Origin of the sequence: Lewinella sp. JB7, from assembly GCF_024297185.1 — a bacterium.
Taxonomy (GTDB): domain Bacteria; phylum Bacteroidota; class Bacteroidia; order Chitinophagales; family Saprospiraceae; genus Neolewinella.
Genome location: NZ_JANCTD010000013.1, coordinates 1 through 25,101, shown reverse-complemented (window position 1 = coordinate 25,101; position 25,101 = coordinate 1). Strand labels below are relative to the sequence as shown.

The window sequence follows — 25,101 nt, the reverse complement described above, 5'->3', positions numbered from 1 at the left end:
TAAGTCTACAGGCCGAGTTTAGCCTTAACCATCCCGCTGACGTCCTGGCTTTCCTCTCCGTAGAGAAGTACCTGCTGGTCGAAGATGAACTGGAAGCCGTTCTCCTTAGCTACTTCCTCGATCGCTTTGTTGATGGAGTCGTAGATGGGTTCCAGCAGCTCGGCCCGCTTCTTCTGCAGATCGGCCATCATGCTCTGTTCGAACTTACCGATTTCTTCTTCGCGAGCCTGCAGTTTTGCGGCGGCCTCCTGCTGCTGCTTGGGGCTCATGGTGCCTTCCTGGGCCTGGGCCTGCAGCGCCTGATAGTCGGTCTGAAAAGTTTGTACCATCGACTGACCTTTCTTCTGCAGCTGCTTCTGCAGTCCTTCCAGGTTCGATTCGGCCGCCTTCATGGCCGGTAGTTCGGCGAGAATCTCCGCGGAGTTCACGTAGCCGAACTTTTGGGCGGTGGTGGTTGCCGTAGCGGCGAGGAAAAGAATCGCGACAAAGGCGAGTTGAATAAATCGTTTCATCATTGTTAAGGTTACGGCGCAATTGTTGCGCCTGTACGTGGGGAAAATTTAGTTCTTTAGGGCACGGAGGATAGCATCCGTCTTGTCGTACTGGTCGCTGGCGAAGATGATTCCCGCGGCACCGGCACGGTCGAAAATGAAGTCGTAGTTATTCTGGTTGGCGTAGGTTTCGATGGCCTCGTAGATGGCGTCCTGGATGGGCTTCACGAGTTCCTGACGGCGCTGAAAGAGGGATCCTTCGGGACCGAAGCGCTCGCGTTGCATGTTACGCACGCGAGTTTCCCGGTCGTAGATGGCCTCCTCCTGTTGCTTGCGTTGATCGTCGCTCATGAGCACCTGTTCGGCCTGGTACTTATTGTACATTCCCTTGATGGCATCGAATTCCTGGTTGATCTCCTGCTGCCACTTGGCGGCCAGCTGATCGAGTTGTTCCTGGGCGTCCTGATATTCCGTGATGCTGCTCATGATCTTCTCCATATCCACGGAGGCGATTTTCTGGGCGGACAGGGAAGCACCGAAGCCGGCGAAGGCCAGTACGGCGATCAGGAATAAATTGCGGAGGCGCATAGGATTCAATTTTAGTGCACAAAAGTACAAGCAGCCGGGCTACTTGACTGTACTATAGACGTTTGGGGAAACTCTAAGTTACCCCAGTAAGGAAGGTTTAACCTCTCGCCTTATCGCATAAACGCCTGTATATCAATTGAATACCTACCAAAAATCGAGCCGGACGCCCCGGGGCTTTAACGGAAAATTAACGGAGCCCTGGCGGCGGGGTCACTCCTTGTCCTTACGGCGACGCGACTTGCGCCGTCCGCCCCCGTCTTTCTTCCGTTCCGGATCACCGTGCACCTTCAGTACCTCCACCAGCGACATGTCGATGCGGCGGCGCTCGAGGTCAACGTCCTCGATCCTGACCCGGACGAGGTCGCCCATTTTGAGTTTTTTGCCCGATTTACGGCCGGTGATGAAAAGCTTGCCAGCGCTGAGGTCGTAGTTTTCGTCCATCTTATCGTAGGGGATCATTCCCTCCACGAAGTTTTCCACGAGTTCGATGAATACGCCGAAGTCGGCCAGTCCGTTGATGACGCCATCGAACTCCTCGCCGACGTTGTCGAGCATGTATTCCGTCTGCTTGTACTTGATGCTTTCGCGTTCGGCGGTAACGGCTTTGCGCTCCTGACTACTGATGTGTTTGCAGAGTTCTTCGAGCTTCTCGGCGTTGGCCTTGAAGAGGCTGCCCTTTTCGAGGTTCTTGGCCAACAGACGGTGGACCAGTACGTCGGCGTAGCGGCGGATGGGGGAGGTGAAGTGACTGTAATTCTCGAAGCCCAGTCCGTAGTGACCGATGTTCTCGGTCGTGTAGACGGCCTTGGCCATGGTACGGATGGCAATGGGGGAGAGCATTTTGACCATGGGGTCCTCGTCGGCCTTCGCGAGCAGCTTATTGTAGCTCTTGGTAACGGACTTGGGGGAACTGAGGTCCATATCGTATCCGAGGGCCGCGGCGAATTTGGCGAGTTCGGCTACTTTATCCATATCGGGCTCGTCGTGGACGCGGTATACAAAGGGGATGTTTTGCTTGAGCCGCTCCTCCTTCTTTTTGATGAAACCGGCCACCTCCCGGTTGGCCAGAAGCATAAAGTCCTCGATCAGCATATTCGTGTCGATGCGATCTTTGATGTACACGGAGAGGGGTTTGCCGTTGTCGTCGAGCTTAAAGCGCACCTCATTGGTATTGAAGTCGATCGACCCTTCCTTGAAGCGGCGTTTGCGCAGCTTATCGGCAATTCGGTCGAGCAGGTCGAGCTCATCAACGAAGTCGCCTTCTCCCGTATCGAGTACCTCCTGGGCTTCTTCGTAGGTGAAGCGGCGGTCGGAATGGATGACCGTGCGGCCGAACCAACGGTCGGTGACCTTGAAGCTTTTGGGGTCGAATTCGAAGACGGCGCTGAAGGTCAGCTTATCCTCGTGCGGCCGTAAGGAGCACAACTCGTTACTGATGCGCTCGGGGAGCATCGGGCAAACCCGGTCGACGAGGTATACGCTCGTGGTGCGGTCGGCGGCCTCCTGATCCAGGGCGCTGCCGGGCTTTACGTAGTGACTGACGTCGGCGATGTGAACGCCTACTTCGATCTTACCGTTTTCCAGGTGCTGAATGGACAGGGCGTCGTCGAAATCCTTAGCGGTGAGGGGGTCGATGGTGAAGGTCGTGACCTCCCGCATGTCGCGGCGGATATTGATCTCCTGAGGAGTGATCTCACCGGGCAGCGCCTCGCTTTCGGCGAGCACCTCATCCGGAAAAGTGATCTGGAAGCCGTTGTTGATGAGGATTGCCTGCATCTCGATGTCGCTCGAACCCGGCTCGCCGAGTACGGCGGTAATCTGGCCGCTGATCTGGCCGTAGCGGTTCTCTTCCCAGTCGAGAATCTTGACGACTACCTTTTCCTTGTCTTTTCCGCCGATTAATTCCGCGCGATGCACGGCCACGCTCAGGATCTTGCCGCCGGGTCCATCCACGACGACTTCCGCGTATTTCTCGTGGATATTTAAGGTCCCGACGAAGTGAGTGACGCTGCGTTCGAGTACTTCGCTGACTTCCCCTTCGGGCTTGCGGCGACCACCCGGCGTCCAGTAACGCACCCTGACCTTGTCGCCGTCCTGGGCGTTGCCGAGGCGTCCCTGGGGTACGAATATGTCGCTGGCCTCTCCATCCATGATGATGTACGCGGCCCCGCTGCGGGTCATGTCTACCCGCCCCTCGGCGAACGTGCTGGAACGCTTCTGCGCGGAAGATCCGTTGAGTTGGTAACGGTAGTTATCGCTCACCTTTACCTTACCGGTGGCGACCAGCTTATCGAGGGCGGCCTGAACGCTGTCCTTGCTGTTCTTGACCTTTAATTTTCGTAGTAGTTGCTTGGGGTTGAGTTGTTTGCGGGCATTAGCCTTAAACTCCTGGTAAATGGCGCGCTCCAAATCGCGGGCCTTGAGCTTTCCGCTCTTTGTGATATTCTTAGGCATGTAGAGTAAAAACTGCAACCGCCCCCCTTGGGCGGTCGGTGCGCGGATCGTGGCGCAACGAATCGTGGGTATGTTTCTTTCGTCAGGGAAACACCGCAACTACCGAGAAGTTTGTTGGTACACGGCATTGCGGTCCGACGACCCGGCGAATGTAAATCACCCGCCGCACATCGCCGAGGCCGGCCCAGCGGGAAGGTTTGCTTGGCCTCCTGCATTACCTTGCACCTGCGTACCCGCCCCCCCTTAAGCGGTCGGCAATCCCTCACCCGTACCCGGTTCCCCCTATGGCTTCTACTTTTACTCCCATTCTGATCATTGGCGCCGGGCCGGCCGGAGCGGCTACCGCCCTGCGACTTTCCTACCTGGGAATACCAAGCGTGCTGCTGGACAAGGCCACCTTCCCGCGCGATAAAGTCTGTGGAGACGCGATCAGCGGTAAGGTCCCTACCCTGCTCAACCGCCTCGATCCGGCCATCATGGACCGCTTCCGCCAACGGTTCACGCCGGCGGACGTGTGGGGTATTCGCTTTTACCCGCCCAGCAAAAAACTGATCGAGCTGCCCTTTAAGGTGGGCTACCGGCGCGTCCCGGACGAAGCACCTGGCTACGTGAGCAAACGGATCGATTTCGACACCTTTCTGATCGAGGAGGTACGCCGTCGCGACGACATCGACCTACGTCTGCGCACCGAAGTGTTAGCCACCGACCGCGACGAAACCGGCTACACGGTACGGACGAAAACCGGGGAAGAATGGACCTGTAGCCTTCTGATCGACGCCAGTGGAGCCCACAGCAAGTTCAGTCGCGGGGAGGCCGGGCAGCAGATCGACAAGAATCACTACGCCGCGGCGGTGCGGGGATACTTCCGGGGCGTGACGGGTTTTCATCCGGACAATTTCATCGAACTCCACTTCCTGGACGACTATAATCCGGGATACTTCTGGATTTTTCCCCTGCCCAACGGGGAGGCCAACGTGGGGCTCGGGATGCGCTCCGACATCGTCAAGAAACGGGGGCTGAATTTGCGCAAGGAGATGGACAAGATCGTAGCGTCGGAGGCATTCCGGGAACGGTTCCGGGATGCTGTGCAAATTGATCCCACGGTGGGCTACGGCCTTCCTTTAGGATCGAAGGACCGCACCCTATCCGGCGACCATTATCTCCTCACGGGCGATGCCGGTCACCTCATCGACCCCCTGACCGGCGAGGGCATCGGCAACGCGACCTACTCCGGTTTCATCGCCGCCGAACTGGCCGAGCAGTGCCTGCGGGAAAACCGATTCGACGCAGCTTTTCTGGCGGCATACGACGTGCGCATCGAGCGGGTACTGCGCACGGAACTTCGGCTGAGTTACCGCTTGCAGCAAATTATGCAGCACAAGTGGATCACAAATTTTCTCACGGGCATCGTTGCAGCCAACCCTAAGCTCGTAGAACTGCTCTGTAGAATGTACACCGATTTCGAATTGCGCAAGCAGTTGGTGCGTCCCGGGTTCTGGTGGAAACTTTTCCGCGCCAAATCCGGCAAGTTGCCGGCGGTCGCCGAAGATTGAAAGAAAATGTTAAAACCTTGAACAAACAGGGAATTGCCCATAACTTTTCGGGCATTCCGTAGTTACATGATCAGTTGATTAAGTTTCATATATACTAGTGAGTGTAAAGTGAGCCTCCGACCCAATTTTGTGGGTACGGAGGTTCTTTATTTGGGGAGGTGTTGAATGGGGGTGCGCCGCGGTCGCCACCGAAACGGAGTTACCCCAGTTGCACCCAGTCATCCGGCGAAATGCCCTCCACGCCCATTCCGAACAGGGCGAAGTCAAACCGCGTTGGATCCTCCGCGTCGTATTCCTTCAGTTTATCCGTCAGTTCCACCACCGCCCGCCAGTCGCACTGTTTACGAGTGAGTAGGCCGAGGGATCGCCCCACCCGTTCGACGTGGACGTCAAGCGGCATGCAGAGCTGATCGGGACGTATGCGCCGCCACTGACCGAAATCGACGCCGCGGTCGTCAGTACGTACCATCCAGCGCAGAAACATACATAGCCGCTTGCACCGTGAATTGCGGGCGGGAGTGGCCACGTGCTTACGGGTGCGGTGGGGGGCGTCGGGGAGGCTGAAGAACAATTCGTGGAAGCCCCGCAGGGCGGGTTCGATCGTGGGATCCTTGGCTGAGAGGTGACGGGCGAAGGCATCTTCCAGGCTCTCGTGTCGTCGGTAGTACCACCGTAGCCACTGGATGAAGTAGCAAGTATCGGCGAAGGTGAAGGTGCGGTGCTTCCAGTCGCCCAGCTCCCGGATGATCGTAGCGGAGCAGTGGCCACGCTCCGTAATGAAGCGGTAGGGTTCGCCGCCCATGGCTTCAATGAGCTGGTGCCCCTTGTCGATTATGGTGGCGCGGCGCCCCCAGGCGAGCATGGCGATCCAAAACCCAACAATTTCCCGATCGCGGGGATCCGAAAACGCATGGACCAGTCCGATGGGGTCGTCGGGGACGAAGGCCGGTCGATTAAAGCGGTCGTGGTAGTGGTCGAGCAGCTGGCGGACGCGATCGGGGGAAGGAGAAGAAGATGGCACGCGGTTAAGTACACCCGGCGGGGGCGGGTGGTTGGGTGAGGTGGGTGGGCGCGGTCGGACGGCTATAGCGGTTGGACCGCTATAGCCGTCCGACCGCTGTAGTCCCCCACACCGACAATCGCAAGCTTAGAGATGTTTAGAGTTACTAATGGCATTGATTGGACTACATAACGGCTATTTATGCATTCATAATGTATAGTTATCAGTTATAACTCGCTAAATCCGCTCAGCGGCAGTGATCACTTCCCCACCAGCCGCAAATAATCTTCCACCACCTCCAGGGCGGCGGAACGGTCGCCGCGACGCAGGGAATCCCGCAGCTCCCGAATTTGCGGAAGGGGGATCGGAAGTCCCTTCCAGACCAGTTCGGCCCGGTCCTCCAGCCAGCGATCCACGATGACCGGCCCGTCGCCGGAAGTCAGTTCGTCGTGGCGGTACACATCGGTACCCTCCGCCACGGTTTCGGAGTGGTAGTCCCGGCTCCGAATGTTCAAAAAATACAGGTGATCGGGGTCGCTGACGAAGTCCTGCCCCCGGGCCGCGCGCCGGTCGCGGGTGCTGCCGTCGCACGCAAAAAAAGAACGCAAAGGAAAAGGAGTGACAAAGCGCGCATTATTGGGGTAGTGATGAACGGGTATAATGTCGGTCGCCGCGTTTGGTTCGTTCCCTATTCCCGGGCGGCCCCCTTACCTTGGCCCCTGACTATATACACGCTATGCGCTGGACGCTTCCCATCATCTCGGCCCTTCTCCTCGCCGCCTGGCTACTCCTGGGGAGTGCGGCGGGCATTTTTGGTCTGCCGCTCCCGGCCCTGGGCCCCTTTCTCGACCCGGCCCGGGGATTCTGGCAGAATACGGGCGAGGGGGATCGCGTACGGGAACTGAATTTCCACCTGGCCAATCCCCACGCGCGGGGCGAGATACACTTCGACGACCGCGGCGTGCCGCACATCATCGCCGAAGACCTGGAAAGTGCCTGCTTTCTCCAGGGCTACGCGAACGCCTACGACCGCATGTGGCAGATGGACATCAGTACGCGTTCCACGGAGGGCGGCTTAGCGCAGGTGCTGGGTCCATCCGTAAAGCAACGGGATCTGGCACAGATCCGCAAGGGCTTTCGGGAAATAGCCCGGCGCGCGGTGGACACCATGGCGCTCCACTTTCCGGATGATTACCGGGCCGTACAGGCCTACGCGGACGGGGTCAATGCCTACCTCGACCAGCTCCGCCCCGAGGACTATCCGGTGGAATACAAACTGCTGGGTCACGAACCGCTGCGCTGGTCCCCCTACCGCACCGCGCTGCTGATGAAGGGCATGTCCGCCGGACTGAGCGGCCACTACCAGGACGCCCAGGCTACCCGCACCCGGAGCGAACTGGGGAGGGAACGCTTCGACGCCCTCTTCCCGGAGCGCTTTCCGGCCGAGAGTCCCGTGGTTCCCGATGCCGACCGGCCCGTCGCCCAGAGCCAGTTCTCCCTGCTTCCCTTCGCAAACACGGCACCCGCGGCCCCGCCCGAAGCTCCCCGCCCCGCCCGACCGAAGACCGAAGGATACAGCTGGTTGGGACTGGATCCGGACAACGGCAGCAACAACTGGGCGGTGGGTCCCCGAAGGTCGAATACCGGCGCGCCCATCCTGGCCAACGATCCCCACCTACAACTGAGCTACCCCAGCGTATGGTACGAGGCACAGATTACTTTTCCCGGCTGCAATGCCCGCGGTGTAGGTTTGGTGGGTGCGCCCGGACTAATGATGGGCTTTAACGACTACGTAGCCTGGGGAGAAACGAACGTCGGCCACGACGTCACCGATTGGTACCGCATTCACTGGACCGACACCGCCCACACCGCTTATCTCCTAGACGGGGAGGAAGTAGCTACTCAGTTTATCACGGATACCCTGCGCAGCAAGGGTGAACCCGACGAAGTGGTCCGGACGCCCTGGACGGTCTTCGGACCGGTACCGGACACCGAGGGCCCCTACGCCGGAATGGCCATGCGGTGGCGGGCGCAGGACGAACCGGGGAGTGACGTCCGCCCCCATACCATGGTGGCTACCTTCCTGCAATTGATGCAAGCCCGCAATTACGCGGACTACGTGGAGGCGCTCCGAGGTTACGTGGATCCGGCCCAGAATTTCATCTTCGCGGCCCGGGACGGTGACATCGCGATCCGGCCCAACGGCTTCTTTCCCCTCCGCAAGTCGGGAGAGGGCCGTTTCATCCGCGAGGGAGACAGCACCCGGAACAACTGGCAGGGGGCCATTCCCTTCGACCGGCGGCCGGTGCACTACAATCCGGGGCGGGGTTTCGTAAGTTCGGCCAATCAGGAGACGACGGGGCCGAACTACCCTTACTACTACCTCGGCCGCTTCGACGAATACCGGGGACGCTACATCAACCGGGTCCTGTCGCGGCAGCCGACCATGAATCAGCGGCGGATGAAAGAACTGCAGCTCGACGACTACTCCCTGTTTGCCGAGGAGCTTGCTCCCCTACTCATTGCCCGCATCGATCGGCGAAGCCTGAATGAGGAGGGTCAGCGCCTGTTGCGGGTACTCTCGGAGTGGGATTACCACTACGCCGGAGACAGCCGGGGCGCCACGCTATTCCATGAATTCGCCGACCGGCTGTACGCGCTGACCTTCGACGAATTTCCCGCCGATGCAGGTACTCTCCAGCCCGAGCGCTGGAAGTGGAATGAGCTGTTGCGTGACCGCCCGGACCACGAGATCTTCGACGTGGTAGCCACCCCCACCTTCCGGGAAACCGCCCCGATGCTCACGCAGCGCGCCTTTGACGAGATCCTGGAGTCGCTGGAAGGAGATCTACCGGAAACGTGGGCCGTGTACCGCAATGCCTTCATCGATCACCTCGGAAAAATTCCGGGATTCGGGTCGCCGCTCATCACTACGGGGGGTGCGCGTACGACGCCGCGGGTGGTCGACGACAATTTCGGCGGAAGCTGGCGGATGGTCATCGAACTGGGGGCGGAACCCCGGGGCTGGGGAGCGCTGCCGGGCGGCGCCTCGGGTAATCCGGGAAGCCGCTTCTACGACAATGGGTTCGAGGAGTGGGAACAGGGGCGCTACCACGAACTCACGCGCTGGAAAAAACCCCGTAACCCGATCGGGAGCTGGATCTTCGAATAAACGACTATGTACCGATTCTTTCTCCTGCTGGGTGTTCTATTCCTGAGTGTCGCCTGCCTCTACACGGGGGCAAGCTGGTACGCGCTGGCCATCGGGGCGGCGGCGCTGGGTTTTTTGTTGCCGGTATGGCGACGCAGCGCGTTCTACTTCTCCTTTCTGGCCGTGGTGATGGTGTGGGGGTGTTACACCGGCTACCTGCACCTCGTTTCCGAGGGGCGCCTCGGGGACCGACTGGCGGTCACCTTTAACGTGCCGACCGGTTGGGTCCTGGTAGTCGTCACGGCCCTGTGGGGGGGCATCACGGCGGGACTGGGGGGTATGTTCGGAGCTTCCCTGCGGATCGCGCTGGCGGGAGGTAAGCGGTAATTTTGTTTCTTTGGTGCTATCGCTCACCCGGTACGCCCATTCTTTGGGACACGGATTAACCACGACTTTGCAGTCCCGACCCAGCGGGGAGGCTGCCTCTACCAAACCATAACCAAGCTTAATGAATACCACGACCGTACGGCACCCGGAAGACGGGGGCAGCATTTTCGGCCACCGCCCCGGACTCTTCGTTCTCTTTTTCACCGAAATGTGGGAACGCTTCAGTTACTACGGCATGCGGGTGTTGCTGGTGGTCTTCCTGGTCGACGTTGCCTTCGGGGATACGCCCTGGGAGCGGGCTGACGCCCTGGCGCTGTACGGAATCTACACGGGCCTGGTATACTTCACGCCAATGATAGGTGGTATCCTGGCCGACCGCTTACTGGGTTACCGACGGGCCGTCGTGCTGGGGGCATTGATCATGACGGCCGGTCACGCGGCCATGGCCTTCGAGACATCGGGGCTGTTCTATACCGGCCTGGGCCTGCTGATCATCGGCAACGGTCTGTTCAAGCCGAATATCTCCTCCATCGTCGGCCAACTTTACGCCGACGACACCGAGCGCAAGGACGGCGCCTATACCATTTTCTATATGGGGATCAACGCGGGAGCCTTTCTGGGCATCCTGTTGTGCAGCTATTACGGGGAGAGTGAAGCGTATGGTTACGGATACGGATTCGGACTGGCGGGCATCTTCATGTTCATCGGTCTCGTTCAGTTCTGGTTTGCCCAGGACATCTTCGGCAACATCGGTCTGTCCCCGAAGCAGGCCCAGGCGCTGGAGGACAAGAAATCAGCCCGCACCGAATCCGCCGCCGTGGAGCCGGAAGGGTACACCGTGGATGCATCCCTGGAGCCCCTGAGTGCCGACGACGACCTGACGCCGTCCGTAGGCGGTGACGACGACGGCAAACGGGCCGTAAGCTGGGGAGCCATCGGGCTGGCGATCGCCGCCGTCTTCTACTTCCTCATCACCACCTTCTCCGATCCGCAGGCCAACTTCCTGCAAACGGTAAGCCGGGAGTTTATGCCGCCCATCATCCTGGGTTCGGTCGTAGGCTTCGTGGGGTGGATCGTATCGGATAAATCGCTGAAAAAAGTGGAGCGTGACCGGGTATGGTCGATCATCGTGTTCAGTTTCTTCATCATCTTCTTCTGGTGGGCCTTCGAGCAGGCCGGGGGGTCGATGACCATCTTCGCCCTCGACTATACGGAGCGGACGCTGAGCGGTGAGGGGGCTACCTGGTTCCGGCTCGCCAATACGGCCATTACGGTAATCCCGGTCATCGTGCTGACCTGGGTACTCCTGAAACTGTTCAGCATCACCTTCAAAAACTACAGCGTCTCGAACCTGGTGCTCGCGCTGGCTTTCGTGATCATCTGGCTGCTCATCGGCAACATGCTGTACGAGCAATTTACCGAAGACGCCCCGGAGGTACCCGCCGGCTGGTTCCAGATCTTCAACAGCCTGTTCATCATCTGCTTTGCGCCGGCCTTCGCCAAATTGTGGGAGAAGAAGATCTCCTTCCTTCGCCGCGGACCGATCAAGTTTGCCCTCGGACTTACGCTACTGGGACTCGGATTCGCCATTCTGGCCATCGGTTCGCTCAGCATACCGGACGGCGCCAAGACGGCGAGCGTGAGTATGTTCTGGCTCATCGCTGCCTACCTCTTCCACACGCTCGGGGAGCTCTGCATCTCACCGGTGGGGCTGAGCTACGTATCCAAGCTGGCGCCCGTGCGCCTGGTGGGTCTCATGTTCGGCGTTTTCTTCGTGGCCAACTTCATCGCCAACTTTGCCGCCGGACTGACGGGTTCCTACATCGACCCCATCGCCGAACAGATCGGCCTGAGCGGCTTCTTCGCCATCTTTGCCGCCGTACCCATTACGGCCGCCATCATCTTCGTCGCCATCAGCGGCTGGATGAAAAAGATGATGCATGGCATCGAATAGGTGGTTTCAGCAACTGCAGACCATTTTCTACGCCGTACTCATGGCGCAACTGGTCTTTGCCCTGATCGTGTGGTTCATGATCCGGGGACAACCCGTACGCTACTTCATGAGCGAGGAGACGGACCTGCTCGTCGTAGCCGGATACGCGGTGTGCATGGTGGGCGGGGCGTGGTTCATCGACTCCTTCCGGGCGCGTACCGTGGCCAAGCAGCGGGGCATCCGGGAGCGGGCGGCCAGCAGTTACCGCGCGACGGTCTTCATCCGCCTGGCCATCATCGAAAGTGCCACCCTACTGCTGACCGTGATCGCACTGCTGACTTACAACTTCCAACCCCTGGCCCTGGTGGTCCTGATGCTCGGCGTATTCTACTATTTCCGTCCTACGGTGGAACAGTTCGCGGAGCGGTACGCGGGCGAAGGGTTCTGAACCCCTTGCCTAAGCCTCCGGGGCTCGCGGAGCGTCATTATTCCGCCCGGATCATTTCCCGGTGCACGGGCGTACCCTCTACGTCGTGGTGAGTGAAGGTGATGATCGGCGTACCCCCTTCCCGGCGTACGCTGACTGAGAGAAATCCGCCGTTCACCCGCAAGAATTTGTGCTCCGGTCGGCGATCGTCGGGAGTCCAACCCTGGGCGTGAGAATCGCTCGAGGGGCCCTGACTGAATTCCCTGAGGCCCGTGCGCGGATCGACGGATACGTACTGCCAGTGACGGTCGCCGTTGATGACGAACATACCAGCATCCGCCAGGAAACGGCGCAGCCACTCTCCTTCCGTACGGTGGGAATCGTTGGCGTGGTTATCCGTCTTACGGTCGCGGTCGGGCCCGACTACCGGGGTGGAGGATACCAGGACCTTGAAGGTGGCGTCGGAATCCCGTACGGTCGACTTTAGCCACTCGATCTGTTCGCGGCCCAGGATGGTCTTGTCCGGTCCATCGGCATCCGTATTGTCGCTCCGGAAATCGCGGCCCTCGGTGATCCATACCTGCAGGTCTTTTCCCCAGCGGACGGTCCGGTAAGCCCCGTTGCCGATCGGCGTTTGTTCCTCCCAGATGCGCTGTCCGTCCCCGAAGGTCAATTCCCCGTAGGTCGCGGCGGAATCGGATACGTCGTCCTTTAGCAGATCGTGGTCATCCTTCTGAATGTACAGGGGAGTATGGTTATAGAACTCCACCAATGCGGGCCAGCCGTTGATCGCGTTCCACTTGTGGCGGGCGAGGGGCAGGTTTACGGCCAGGGGTCCGGGCTTGTCGTAATAGACGTAATCGCCGGTCTGGCAGTGAAAGGCGGGTTCCAGCGCGAGCATACTGTCGTACATACGAAAGCCCCGGATGGGGTCGTCGTGGGACCAGAAGTACTGACAGGTCGAAGCGGTGAAGGTCACCGGTACGATTGCCTCCGGCCGCGGGGCCGTGCGAAACTTGCCCGTCAACCTGGATACGGGGCCACCATCAGCCTTCCGCCCCTCCACGACGACGGTATAGCTGGTCGCGGGACGTAGCCCACCGATGCCGGTCTTGAAGGTGTAGTCGCGGTAAGGGGAAACGGGATGCCACTGCCGTACGATGCTCGTATCCGCCGACGTCAATTTGATGCGGACTTCACCGAAGGTGCCCGGTACCGCTCCGTCCATTCGGGCCACCGGCATACTATTGTCGAAGCCGATCGGATGGCGGAAGGTGGATTCCTGACGTGCGTGACTGACCGGCACCGGTTTAGCGGATAGGCAAAGTCGGGTCCAAACGACGATGGACGAATCCGTCACCTCACCGATCTTGAATCCGTTTGTGAGAAACACGGAATCGAGCGTCTGTGCCCGAACCGACACGCCGGCACACAGCGTCAAAAGAACAATCAGGTGCCGCCAGGATGGGTACCCCGTCCGGGAGCCGAAGGGGTGTCTGTCGGCGGCTTCCATAGTTTACACGAACTTCTCTCCGTACTCTTCCTCGGCCTTCGCGCGCAGGGCCTTGATTTCCTGTTCGCGGTTGCGGGGGTAGACGAGCAGCACGTCCTCTTCGTCGATGACCAACAGATCGTCGACACCACCGACGACGATGAGTTTCCCCTTCGGTCCGCGGATGTAGCTGTTGTGGGTGTCCTCGATGATAACCTGTCCGGACAGGACATTGCCGTCGCGATCCTTCTCGCTTTCGTGGTAGAGGGCTCCCCAGGCTCCGAGATCCGACCAGCCGAACTGAGCCGGAATGGTGAAGATGTTCTTCGCGTTCTCCATGATCGCGTAGTCGACGGAGATGCTGGGGGTTTGGGGATAAAATTCGTCGATGAAAGACTGCTCCTCCTCGGTGTTGTAGTACTGAAGCCCCTGGGAGAGCAGCGCGTAGATCTCGGGGGCGTAATTCTCGTAAGCCTCCAGGATGGTCTTTGCGCGCCAGATAAAAATGCCGGCGTTCCAGAGGTAATCGCCACTCTGCAGAAAGGACTTGGCGGTACTCAGGTCGGGCTTCTCGGTGAAGCGTTTGACGCGGTAGACGTCCTCGGCGTCGGTTCCTTCCTCCAGGAACTGAATGTAGCCGTAGCCGGTGTGGGGGGCGTCCGGCGAAATGCCCAGGGTCACGAGGGCATCGTGCTCGGCGGTAAAGCGAAGGGCCTTATTGATGTTGGCGGTGAACAGCGTGTCGTTGACAATCAGGGCATCACTGGGCGCGATCACGAAGTTGGCCTCCGGATCAAGGGTGTGCAGTTTGAAGGCCGTATAGGCCACGCAGGGCGCGGTATTGTTGCGGCTCGGTTCGCAGAGGATCTGCTGGGGACCGATCTCCGGCAGATGTTCCTGGACCAGGTCCTTATACTTGCCGTTGGTGACGATGTAGATCTTATCGGCCGAGGTGAGCTTCAGGAAGCGCTCGAAGGTCATACGGAGCAGACTGCGCCCGTCGCCGGCGATGTCGAGAAACTGCTTCGGCTTATCCTCCCGGCTGGCGGGCCAGAAGCGGGAGCCAACGCCACCGGCCATTATGGCTACGTAGGTATGTTCGTTCATATGGGGTTATTCTTGACGCCGAAAGGTACGACGCGGTTTCCGACCGCGAAGTGCAAGGCGGTTTCCAACCGCGGCACCACCCCACCCTAAGCCACCCGTGATTCAATAAACCCTTCCCGCAACTCCGGCGCCCACCAATTACCGAACCAGCTCACCGCATCGTCCGTCAGCCCCGCCTTGACCGGATTATTCAGCACGTACCACAACACCTGTCCGAACTTTCCTCTCCGAACGATCCGGCTGTACTGCTTTTCCGCCCATACGCGCCGGCCGGGGGTTCGGTGCAGCTTATTCAATTGGTTGCCGGTAAACCTTTTATGATCACGCAGGAGGGCATCCAGATAAAAGGGGGAAGCGTCATCCTTACTGGCTAGAATGACGTGCACGTGGTTACTCATCACACTGATGGCGTGGATATGCAGACCCCGCAACCGTGCCAGTGTATGCCAGGACTCTATGATCAAATTCTTAGCCTCCGAAGTGGCCAAAAAGGTAGGACCGACCAGCGCACCATCCAGCAGAGCGTCGTAACCGTGGTAAAAGCGGATGGCCTCATCATCTGTACGCGTCCGCAAGTCCCGTTTGGCTCCGGGGTCTTCCAGTAACCGATGGGGAGAGAAGGACCGCTTGAGCTGAGCCAGTTTAAGGCGGTGGCTGTCGTGCAGTCGCTGCAGCGGTAAATTGGGGATGCTCCCGTAGAGTCGGTAGGTGATGTGTACCGGGGTAGAGGGAATTTTTTCGGCTCGCATGGGTGTGTGTGTTTCGTCGTGCTAACATAATGTTTGCTTTATATATTTTACAAACATTTACCGTTATTTTCTTTGGATGGGTTTGTTGCTGTTTGATTAGCGCAGTTGGAAACTGCTTCCAACTTCGCGGTCGGAAACCGCATCGCATAGGTGCAGTTGGAAACTGCTTCCAACTTCGCGGTCGGAAACCGCATCGCATAGGTGCAGTTGGAAACTGCTTCCAACTTCGCGGTCGGAAACCGCATCGTACGGGCGCGGTCAGAGACCGCTTTGTACTTTGAGGCGTGACCGATCGTGAGCTCATCGACCAGTTCCGGCGCACCCGCAGACCGGGCGACCTACTACCCCTCTACGGGCGGTACGCGGAACTGATGTACGGTTGGTGCCTGCGCTATTTAGGGACGCCGCAGCGGGCGGAGGACGCGGGAGCCGAACTCTTTCCCGTGTTGCTGACCAAGTTGGCCTCCCACGACGTCACCAACTACCGGGCGTGGTTGCAGACCCTGGTCCGCAATCACTGTCTGATGCAACTGCGACGCGAAAAACGCGACCCGCTCCGTCAGACACGCGGATCGCTTATGCATTCCGATGAATTACTGCATCTACGGGAGGAGGCCGCCGAAGCGCCGGATACCCGGGCGCTCCACCGGTGTCTCCGGCGGCTCGCCGCGGAACAACAGCGCTGCATCCGGCTGTTTTATCTGCAGGAGGGGCTGAGCTACCGGGACATCGCGGAGCAACTGGCGCTCTCCGTTGGGCAAGTACGTTCCCACCTGCAAAACGGCCGCCGCAACCTGAAGACCTGTCTAGAATCCCAGTACCCGCTGGACAAAACCGACTCCCCGTGAACCCCGAGCAGTACCGCGACGACGAACTGTTACGCCGCTGGATCAGCGGCGCGATCACCGCCCCCGAGGAGGCCGAACTCGAACGTCGGGCGGCCGGGGACGACGGGCTCCGGGAAGCCTTCGACGCCCTGCGTAACGATGCGGACCACGATCACCAGCACCGCATCGCCGCTCTCCTTGATCGCGCCCGGCCCGCCACTTCCCGCCGTACGCTGCTCCCGCGCTACGCCGCCGCCGCCGCCATTTTGCTATTACTCGGCGTCGCCACCCTACTCCTCCCCCACTACTACGCGGAGGAAGACGCCGCGGCCATTGCAATGGATTCATCCAAGGAACCTCCGGCTCCCGCGCCCCGCCGCCCCCTACCCCCACCTCCGCCGCCCGCGCCGGAAACAACTGCGGAAGCGGTAGCCCCCGCACCCGAAGTTTACGAATCCGAGGAGCCCCGCCCCCAGCCACAATCAGCCGCCAAGGATCCAGCGCTACCCGCGGAACCGGCAGCCTCCGTCATGGCCCGGGACGCTCCGGTACCCGCCCGGATGGAACAATCCTTCCGCACAACGGCGGTTCCCCCAATAGACTCCACCGACAATTACCGGACCCTCCGTACCCGCATCGAGCGCGAACGCCCCGCCGACCTGTCCCCCGCCACGGTGGAGGTTAATTTCCTGCGCCACCCCGACGGTTCGCTGAGCGATTTTCGCTTCCCCCCGGCAACCGCTCCGGCGATCGAACGGTATATACGCCGTGCGTTGGTCGATTCGCCGTGGGAACCGACGGACCGAACGGCTCCCGTACGCGTTTACCTTAAATTGCGGTTTGAATAAAGAATAGCTTACGTGCCGGCTCCCCGCACCGACCGATCGCGCAAAGCCCGTATCCCTGACATATGACCTACGAGAATTTTACGACCAAAGCCCAGGAAGCCATCATACAGGCGCAGAAGATCGCCAAGGAAATGGATCAGCAACAGGTGGATACCCCCCATCTGCTGGCGGGCATCATGACGGTCGACGAAAGCGTAGCCGACTTCATCCTTAAAAAAGTAGGGGTCGGCTTAGCGGATGTCCGTCGCGAACTCAAGCAGATTTTGCAGGACTACCCCCGGGTCAAGGGTTCTTCCAAGCAGTACCTCACGGGCGACGCCAACCGGGCGCTGAGCCGGGCCAAGAAGATGCTCGTCGATTTCGGCGATCAGTACATCAGCATCGAACTCATGATGCTGGGCATCATCCAGGGGGCCAGCGATAAGGGTGCCCGCATCCTGAAGGATCTCGGTGCTACCAACGACGGTATCCGCGGCGCCATCGAGGAACTGCGGAAGGGACGCACCGTGGAAGAACCCTCCGGCGACGACACCTACAACCTGCTCGAGAAGTACACCGTCAACCTCAACGAACGGGCCGAAAACGGCAAGCTCGATCCCATCGTGGGCCGCGACGAGGAGATCCGCCGGCTGCTCCAGATCCTGAGCCGGCGCAAGAAGAACAACCCCCTCCTCATCGGAGAACCCGGCGTCGGTAAGACGGCCATCGTGGAGGGCATCGCCTGGCGGATCGTGAAGGGCGACGTCCCCGAGAGTCTGCGGGAGAAACGAATCTTCGTGCTCGACATCGCCGGCATGCTCGCCGGAGCCAAGTACAAGGGCGACTTCGAGGAGCGGCTCAAGGGCGTGATCAAGGAAGTGACGAACAGCGACGGCCGCTTCATCCTCTTTGTCGATGAGATCCACACCCTCATCGGCGCCGGCGGGGGCAACGGGGCCATGGATGCCGCCAATATCCTGAAGCCGGCCCTGGCCCGGGGCGACCTGCGCACCATCGGCGCCACCACCCTGGACGAATACCAGAAGTACTTCGAGAAGGACAAGGCTCTGGTGCGCCGTTTCCAGACCGTCCGCATCGAGGAACCCAGCGTGGAGGACACCATCTCCATTCTGCGCGGTCTGCAGGAGCGCTACGAGGTCTACCACAAGATCGAAATCCTGGACGAGGCCCTCGTAGCTGCCGCCGAACTGAGCAACCGCTACGTCAGCGACCGCTTCCTGCCGGACAAGGCCATCGACCTCATCGACGAAAGCGCCGCCCGCCTCCGCCTGGAACTCGACAGCGTACCCGAAGAGATCGACGAGTGGGACCGCCGCGTGCGCCAGCTTGAGATCGAACGGGAAGCCATCAAACGCGAAGGCAGCGCCCCTAAGCTGCAGATCATCGAGGAGCAGATCGCCAACGCCCGGGAAAAACGCGACAGCTTGCGCGCCCGCTGGCACAACGAAAAGGAGCTCGTCGACAACAGTCAGAATATCAAGAAGACCATCGAGGAGTTGGAGCACGAGGCGGCCAAGGCCGAGCGCAACAGCGACTTCGAGACCGTGGCCAAGATCCGCTACGGCCAGCTGCAGGACCTGAAGCGACAACTCGCCGCCGCCGACAAGGAACTCGAGAACCTGCCCGATGAAAATCGCTTCACCAACGAGGAAGTTACGGCCAACGACATCGCCGAAGTCGTCGGGCGCTGGACGGGCATTCCCGTGCAACGTATGCTGCAGAGCGAACGGGAAAAGCTCCTGCTGCTCGAGGACGAGCTCCACAAACGGCTCATCGGGCAGGAGGAAGCCGTACGCGCCGTCTCCGATGCCGTACGCCGCAGCCGGGCCGGACTGCAGGACGAAAACCGTCCCATCGGCAGCTTTATCTTCCTCGGCCCCACCGGAGTCGGCAAAACGGAACTCGCCAAGGCCCTCGCCGAGGTCCTCTTCAACGACGAACGCGCCATCACCCGCATCGACATGAGCGAGTACCAGGAGCGCCACACCGTGAGCCGTTTGGTGGGGGCGCCTCCCGGCTACGTGGGCTACGACGAGGGTGGCCAGCTTACCGAGGCCGTTCGCCAGCGCCCCTACTCCATCGTGCTGCTCGACGAGATCGAGAAGGCGCACCCGGACACCTTCAACATCCTGTTGCAGGTGCTCGACGACGGGCGCCTGACCGACAACCGCGGCCGGGTCGCCAACTTCAAGAACACCATCATCATCATGACGTCCAACATGGGCTCGGATACCATCCTCGAAAACTTCGAGGACCTGGCAAATCTGGACGAAAAGCACCGCGCGGACATAATCCAGACCACCCGCGAGGAGGTATTCCAGACGCTGCAGGACAACCTGCGCCCCGAATTCCTCAACCGCATCGACGAGCGCATTATGTTCCAGCCGCTGACCCGTGCGGAGATCAAACAGATCGCGCGCCTGCTGCTGCGGAGGACCGAAAAGATGCTGGCGCGCCAGGGAATGGTCATCAAGATCAGCGACCGGGCCCTGGGCTGGCTCGCCGAACGCGGCTACGACCCCCAGTACGGCGCTAGGCCGATGAAACGGGTTCTGCAGGCCGATCTGGCCGATGAGTTGTCCAAGGATCTCATCGCCGGAAATTTCGTGGCGGGCGATACCATCTATACCGATTTAGGTAAGGATCGTCTGGTATTCGGCAAGGACCCGTTCCCGGTGGAGCCGGCGGCGGAGAGCAGTCCGGAAGCCGCGGCCGAAGCCGAAGCCGTAGCCCGGGAACTTTCCGGCGAATCGGAAGCCAACAAGAAACGAAGCCGTCGGGGTAAGAAGAAATCGGGTGGGGAGTCGGACGAGCCGGAGGGCAACGTGGCGGAGCTCAAAAAGGCCACCCAGGATTTACTGGACGCTACGGAACAGGCCAAAAAAGAGTAGTAAGCGGGCCACGCGGGCGGCGGCGCGCGGGTGCCGTGTCTCAACCGAGGGTATAATCGTGTCAATTTTACCCTAAGTCACTCCCCGGAAGTCGACCGGGGTGGAAAGTCGGAGGTGACAAGCTATCTTTAGCAGTCGTTAACCATCGATTATGCACCGACTTTTACCTCTACTCCTGGGTCTAGTAACCCTGGCCTACTGCGCTCAGCAACCTGAGAATACCGCCGGCACGACCTACCCCGACCGTGCCATCGAATTGGAACCCGGGCAGGCCGCCGACCTGGCCCGGAAGATCCGTGCCGAAAGCAACATCCAACTGGACGGCGACCTGGAACTCTCCCTCTGGGCCAGCGACTCCCTCGTAACCGACCCGATCGCCATCAGCGTCGCGCCGGACGGCAGGATCTTCTATACCAGCGCCACCCGGCAGGAGCACTCCGAGTTCGACATCCGGGGACACCGCGACTGGATGACCGCCTCCATCGCCTTTCAGACCGTCGAGGACCGCCGCGAATTTCTGCGCAAGACCTTCGAGGAGGGCAGCGAACAGTCCGAGCGTCACCTCAAGGACCTCAACGGCGACGGTAAACGCGACTGGCGCGACCTCACCTTCGAGAAGGAGCAGGTGTGGTTCGTCGAGGACCGCGACGGCGACGCCGTAGCCGACCGCGCGAAACTCTACATCGAAGACTTCGGCGACGAGATTACCGACGTCGCCAACGGCGTGGAGTACGCCAACGGCGAGGTTTACATTTCCGTAGGCCCGGATCTCTGGAAGACGAAGGATACGGACGGCGACGGCGTAGCCGACGAGACCACTTCTCTCAGTCACGGCTGGATCGTGCACGTCGGCTTCAGCGGCCACGGTATGTCGGGCGTCACCGTCGGCCCCCAGGGCCGCATTTGGTGGGGTGCCGGCGACGTGGGTATGAACGTCGTCGATAAGGACGGCAACGAGCACAAGTACCCCAACCGCGGCACCGTCGTACGCTGCGACCCGGACGGCAGCAACTTCGAAGTGTACTCGATGGGTGTCCGCAATACCCACGAATTTGTATTCGACGACTACGGCAACCTCATTTCGGTCGACAACGACGGCGACCACAGCGGCGAAAGCGAGCGCCTGGTCTACCTCATCGACGGCTCCGATACCGGCTGGCGGATCAACTGGCAGTTCGGCAAGTACACCGACCCCGACAACAACGACTACAAAGTGTGGATGGACGAGCGGATGTACCAGCCCCGCTGGGAGGGACAGGCCGCCTACTTCCTGCCCCCCATCCAGAATTACGTAAACGGTCCCACGGGCATGGTTTATAACCCCGGCACCGCCCTCGGCCCGGAGTACTACAAGCATTTCTTTGTCGCCGAATTCCGCGGCAACCCCGCCAACTCCCCCATCCATGCTTTCACCCTCGAGCCGGAGGGCGCGGGCTTTAAGCTGGGATCGACGAAGGAAGTAGTAAGCGGGCTCCTGCCCACCGGACTCGACTTCGGTGCCGACGGCGCGCTCTACTTCGCCGACTGGATTAACGGCTGGAACATCAAGGAAGAGGGCCGCATCTGGAAGCTGGACGTACCCGGTGGTGCTGCCTCACCCATCCGCCAGGAGGTGAAGCGGCTGCTGAATACGGACCAGTCCGTCCTCTCCGCCGACACCTTGTCCCTACTGCTGGCGCACCAGGACCAGCGCGTTCGCCGAAATGCTCAGTTCGAACTCGCCAAGCGCGACGACGAGGGGTACCAGGTACTGCTGACCGCCGCCCAGTCGAACCCCAACCAACTGGCCCGCATTCACGGCATTTGGGGGATTGCTCAGATGGCGCGGGAAAACATCGACCGGGCTAACGAGCTCGTCGGACTGCTCGGCGACAACGATCCCGAGATCATTGCCCAGGCCGCTAAGATGATCGGCGACGTGAAGTTCGACGATGCCGGCAGCGAACTGATCGCGCTGCTCCGCCATCCCCAACCGCGCGTCCGTTTCATGGCTACCGAAGCCCTCGGCCGCACCAAGAACGGTCAGGCCGTACAGCCCATTCTGACGATGCTGGAGGAGAACAACGACCAGGACACCTACCTGCGCATGGGCGGCATGATCGCGCTCGGGCGCATCGGTGACGTGGAGGCACTCGTAGCACTGAAGGACAGTCCTTCCCGCGCCCTGCGTACGGCGGCCGTGGTAGCCCTGCGGCGGCTCGACTCGCCGGAAATCGCCCAGTTCCTGGAGGATAAGGATGAATACATCGTGGCCGAAGCCGCCCGGGGTATCAACGACGATTTCTCGATCGAGGAGGCACTTCCCCAGCTGGCCGCTACCCTCGACGACCCGCGTTTTACTTCCGAGCCCCTGATCCGGCGCGCCATCAACGCCAACCTCCGGGTCGGTGGTGATGAGAGCGTACAGCGGCTGGTTCGCTACGTGCAGCGCGCGAATGCTCCCTCGGAACTGCGGGCGGAAGCGCTTTCGACCCTGGCGACCTGGGGCCACCCTTCCGTGCTTGACCGGGTAGACGGCCGGTACCGGGGAGAACTCGAGCGCGATTCCACCGTTGCCCGTCAGGCAATCGCACCCGCCATCGCCGACCTGATGGCGCGGGGCGACGAACAGGTGCGCATGGCAGCCATCCAGGCCGCCGGACGCCTGGGGCTGGAGGAAACGATTTCACAGGTCACGAAGCTCCTCGAAGGCGATCGCTCACCCCAGGTACGCCTGGCCGCCCTGAACGCCCTGAACGACCTCCAGGCTCCCGAACTGGACCGCAACCTCGAAACCGCCCTGGCCGACCGCGACGGCAATGTTCGGGCCCGCGCGCTGGAGGTACTTCCGAGTTCCGGGATTGCCGAAGAACGGTCGATGCAACTCTACGATAAGGTGATGCAGGGCGGCACGATCGTCGAACAGCAGGCTGCCCTGATGGGACTGTCGGAGATGAAGGGCCAGGCTTCCGCCGACCTCTTCGCCCGCTTACTGGAACGCCTCGAACAGGATAATATCCCCACCGAAGTACGCCTCGACCTCGCCGAAGCCGTCGAACAGCACGGCGATCCCAAACTCAACGCCCTGCTGACCGATTACGCGGGCAAGCTGGATGGTGACCTCGGCCTGTATGCCCTCGCGCTGGAGGGAGGAGACGCTCGTCGCGGTCAGAACATCTTCTACCGTAATGAGGCGGCGCAGTGCGTGCGCTGTCACGCCGTATTTGAGTACGGCGGTAACGTCGGCCCCGGAATGGAAGGCATCGCGGAGCGTCTGTCTCACCGGCAAATGCTGGAGGCCCTCATCCGCCCCAGTGCCCGCCTCGCCCCCGGCTACGAAACCCTATACCTTACGCTGAAGGATGGTAGCTCGACGGCCGGCATCGTAATGGAGCGGACCGACGAGGCCATCAAGCTCAAGGTAGGTAAGGAGGACATTCAGACGATCGCGCGCAGCGAAATCGCCGAGGAGGAAACCCTGCCCTCCAGTATGCCGACCATGGAAGACAAACTCAGCCGCCGGGAAATCCGGGACCTGGTCGCCTTCCTGGCCAGTCTCGACGGGCACGAGTCATAGTCCTTCCCCCGCCTCTACTCTGTCCGTAGAACTCCCCCGCCGCGCATCCGTTCCAACGAAGGATGCGCGGCGGGCCTTTTTATGGTCGTTTGGCCAGGGCAAATTCGTGCAGCCGATTTTCGAACGATCAATCATTCATATGTCTTCCTCCAAAAGCAATACCGCCGCCGAATCGGGCACCTTCACCCTGGGCGGAGACCTGACCATTCACCGCATGGGCTACGGCGCCATGCGCCTTACGGGAGAAGGAATCTGGGGGCCTCCGAAGGATAAATCCGAGGCCATCCGGGTACTAAAAGCCACTCAGGACCTGGGGATCAATTTCATCGATACGGCCGACAGCTACGGACCGAACGTTTCCGAGGAACTCATTGCCAAAGCGCTCCACCCCTACCCGGACGGCCTTCTCATCGCTACCAAGGGCGGCCTGGAGCGTACCGGTCCCAACCAGTGGCCCGTCAATGGTCGCCCCGAACACCTGGAAAAGGCCCTGAAGGGTAGCCTAAAGCGGCTCAAGCTCGAGCGCATTGATCTGTACCAACTTCACCGTTTCGATGACAAGGTCCCCGCCGACGAATACCTTGGCAAGCTCGCCGAACTGCAACAGCAGGGCTACATCCGCCACCTCGGCGTGTCCGAAGTGAGCATCGACCAAATTAAGCAGGCGCAGGAGCACTTCGAAGTCGTCAGCGTACAGAACAAGTTCAGTTTTTCCGACCGTAAGTGGGAAGACGAACTCCACTGGACCCGCGAAAACGACATCGCTTTTATTCCCTGGTACCCCCTCGATGCCGGTGCCGTCGACAATAAGAATCTGCAGCAAATCGCCAGCAAATACGACAGCAGCACCCACCAGATCGCCCTCGCCTGGTTGCTTGCCTACAGCCCCAATATTCTGGCCATCCCCGGTACCAGCTCGGTTGAACACTTGAAGGAGAATACGCGGGCTGCCACTATCCAACTGGATAATGAGGATTTAGATGCACTTAATAAAATAGGTGAGTAAGCTGTTGCCCTGACAATTAAGACTGTTTGCTCACCACGGATGGGCACAGATTCAACACGGATTTCGCTGCCGCACGGCTCGGAACTGAGGTCGAGGCGTTGCACGCCGAGTCTTAATTTCTCAGGTCGAGCGGCTTCCGGTCCGAGACAAGTTCACCACGGATAGGCACAGATTAAACACGGATTTCGCTACCGCACGGCTCGGAACTAAGGTCGAGGCGTTGCATGCCGAGCAGAGCAATAGGTCGAGCGGCCTCCGGTCCGAGACGATTTCACCACGGAAGGGCACGGATTGAGCACGGATTTCGCTGCCGCACAGCTCGGAACTGAGGTCGAGGCGTTGCACGTCGAGGCTTAATTTCTCAGGTCGAGTGGCCTCCGGTCCGAGACGATTACACCACTGATGGGCACGGATTGGGCACGGATTGCGCTGCCGCACGGCTCCGGTCGAGGCGTTGCACGCCGAGCAGAGGCAATAGGTCGAGCGGCCTCCAGTCCGAGACGCTTCACCACGGATGAGCCTTTAGACTTGCCTTAAAGAGAAACATACATATATGACCATCATCATTATGTGTAATTTCTTTTTGGCTTCTTTTTTCTTTGTGGATTTCACACCCAAAGTGTGGAAAACTCCTGCCCTTG

Annotated in this window: 18 protein-coding genes; 10 read left to right on the top strand and 8 right to left on the bottom strand. The window is 60.2% G+C overall.

The annotated features are described in order from the left end of the window. Window positions 1-5: 5 nt before the first annotated feature. The 3 genes from NMA52_RS17805 to rnr form a co-directional block, all read right to left on the bottom strand. Window positions 6-512, bottom strand: coding sequence for an OmpH family outer membrane protein (locus NMA52_RS17805; protein WP_254829062.1), 507 nt, complete (start codon window positions 510-512; stop codon window positions 6-8). Window positions 513-560: 48 nt separating this feature from the next. Beyond that, window positions 561-1,079: an OmpH family outer membrane protein gene (locus NMA52_RS17800; protein WP_254829061.1), complete on the bottom strand. Its 519-nt coding sequence runs from the start codon at window positions 1,077-1,079 to the stop codon at window positions 561-563. 210 nt (window positions 1,080-1,289) lie between these two features. Further along, the gene (rnr, locus tag NMA52_RS17795; protein ID WP_254829060.1) at window positions 1,290-3,533 is read right to left on the bottom strand and encodes a ribonuclease R; all 2,244 of its coding nucleotides are present in this window, start codon (window positions 3,531-3,533) and stop codon (window positions 1,290-1,292) included. Window positions 3,534-3,817: 284 nt separating this feature from the next. Between rnr and NMA52_RS17790 the strand changes: the two genes are divergently transcribed. After that, window positions 3,818-5,086, top strand: coding sequence for an NAD(P)/FAD-dependent oxidoreductase (locus NMA52_RS17790; protein ID WP_254829059.1), 1,269 nt, complete (start codon window positions 3,818-3,820; stop codon window positions 5,084-5,086). 199 nt (window positions 5,087-5,285) lie between these two features. Here NMA52_RS17790 and NMA52_RS17785 read toward each other — a convergent pair whose 3' ends face one another. Together NMA52_RS17785 and NMA52_RS17780 are read right to left on the bottom strand one after the other, a co-directional pair. After that, window positions 5,286-6,107, bottom strand: coding sequence for a TIGR02757 family protein (locus NMA52_RS17785; protein ID WP_254829058.1), 822 nt, complete (start codon window positions 6,105-6,107; stop codon window positions 5,286-5,288). Window positions 6,108-6,346: 239 nt separating this feature from the next. Beyond that, window positions 6,347-6,694: a hypothetical protein gene (locus tag NMA52_RS17780; RefSeq protein ID WP_254829057.1), complete on the bottom strand. Its 348-nt coding sequence runs from the start codon at window positions 6,692-6,694 to the stop codon at window positions 6,347-6,349. A 128-nt stretch (window positions 6,695-6,822) separates the two neighbouring features. On the opposite strand from NMA52_RS17780, the gene NMA52_RS17775 reads away from it, so the two are divergent. The 4 genes from NMA52_RS17775 (at window position 6,823) to NMA52_RS17760 (ending at window position 12,005) form a co-directional block, all read left to right on the top strand. Continuing rightward, window positions 6,823-9,258, top strand: a complete 2,436-nt coding sequence (locus tag NMA52_RS17775) for a penicillin acylase family protein (protein WP_254829056.1) — start codon at window positions 6,823-6,825, stop codon at window positions 9,256-9,258. 6 nt (window positions 9,259-9,264) lie between these two features. After that, window positions 9,265-9,624 (top strand): hypothetical protein, encoded by a 360-nt coding sequence (locus NMA52_RS17770; RefSeq protein WP_254829055.1) that lies wholly within the window; start codon window positions 9,265-9,267, stop codon window positions 9,622-9,624. 121 nt (window positions 9,625-9,745) lie between these two features. After that, window positions 9,746-11,578, top strand: a complete 1,833-nt coding sequence (locus NMA52_RS17765; protein ID WP_254829054.1) for a peptide MFS transporter — start codon at window positions 9,746-9,748, stop codon at window positions 11,576-11,578. Continuing rightward, window positions 11,565-12,005 (top strand): hypothetical protein, encoded by a 441-nt coding sequence (locus NMA52_RS17760; protein WP_254829053.1) that lies wholly within the window; start codon window positions 11,565-11,567, stop codon window positions 12,003-12,005. The genes NMA52_RS17765 and NMA52_RS17760 overlap by 14 nt, the downstream gene beginning before the upstream one ends. A 37-nt stretch (window positions 12,006-12,042) precedes the next feature. Here the strand turns inward: NMA52_RS17760 and NMA52_RS17755 are convergent, their stop codons facing one another. From NMA52_RS17755 to NMA52_RS17745, 3 genes are all read right to left on the bottom strand, one after another. Beyond that, complete coding sequence (locus NMA52_RS17755; protein ID WP_254829052.1) at window positions 12,043-13,497, bottom strand: alkaline phosphatase; 1,455 nt, start codon at window positions 13,495-13,497, stop codon at window positions 12,043-12,045. Window positions 13,498-13,500: 3 nt separating this feature from the next. Next, complete coding sequence (locus NMA52_RS17750; RefSeq protein WP_254829051.1) at window positions 13,501-14,583, bottom strand: mannose-1-phosphate guanylyltransferase; 1,083 nt, start codon at window positions 14,581-14,583, stop codon at window positions 13,501-13,503. A gap of 86 nt (window positions 14,584-14,669) precedes the next feature. Continuing rightward, entirely contained in the window at window positions 14,670-15,332 is a 663-nt protein-coding gene (locus NMA52_RS17745) for a hypothetical protein (protein ID WP_254829050.1), read from the bottom strand. Window positions 15,333-15,616: 284 nt separating this feature from the next. On the opposite strand from NMA52_RS17745, the gene NMA52_RS17740 reads away from it, so the two are divergent. The 5 genes from NMA52_RS17740 to NMA52_RS17720 all read left to right on the top strand — a co-directional run bounded on the left by NMA52_RS17740 (window position 15,617) and on the right by NMA52_RS17720 (window position 24,460). Continuing rightward, complete coding sequence (locus NMA52_RS17740; RefSeq protein ID WP_254829049.1) at window positions 15,617-16,180, top strand: sigma-70 family RNA polymerase sigma factor; 564 nt, start codon at window positions 15,617-15,619, stop codon at window positions 16,178-16,180. Beyond that, complete coding sequence (locus NMA52_RS17735) at window positions 16,177-17,007, top strand: hypothetical protein (RefSeq protein ID WP_254829048.1); 831 nt, start codon at window positions 16,177-16,179, stop codon at window positions 17,005-17,007. The genes NMA52_RS17740 and NMA52_RS17735 overlap by 4 nt, the downstream gene beginning before the upstream one ends. Window positions 17,008-17,069: 62 nt before the next feature. Further along, window positions 17,070-19,898: an ATP-dependent Clp protease ATP-binding subunit gene (locus tag NMA52_RS17730; RefSeq protein ID WP_254829047.1), complete on the top strand. Its 2,829-nt coding sequence runs from the start codon at window positions 17,070-17,072 to the stop codon at window positions 19,896-19,898. Between the two features lie 151 nt (window positions 19,899-20,049). After that, window positions 20,050-23,454 carry a HEAT repeat domain-containing protein gene (locus NMA52_RS17725; RefSeq protein ID WP_254829046.1) on the top strand — a complete coding sequence of 1,135 codons (3,405 nt, stop codon included), beginning with the start codon at window positions 20,050-20,052 and terminating at the stop codon, window positions 23,452-23,454. 139 nt (window positions 23,455-23,593) lie between these two features. After that, on the top strand, window positions 23,594-24,460 hold the full coding sequence (locus tag NMA52_RS17720; RefSeq protein ID WP_254829045.1) for an aldo/keto reductase: 867 nt from the start codon (window positions 23,594-23,596) through the stop codon (window positions 24,458-24,460). Window positions 24,461-25,101 lie beyond the last annotated feature (641 nt).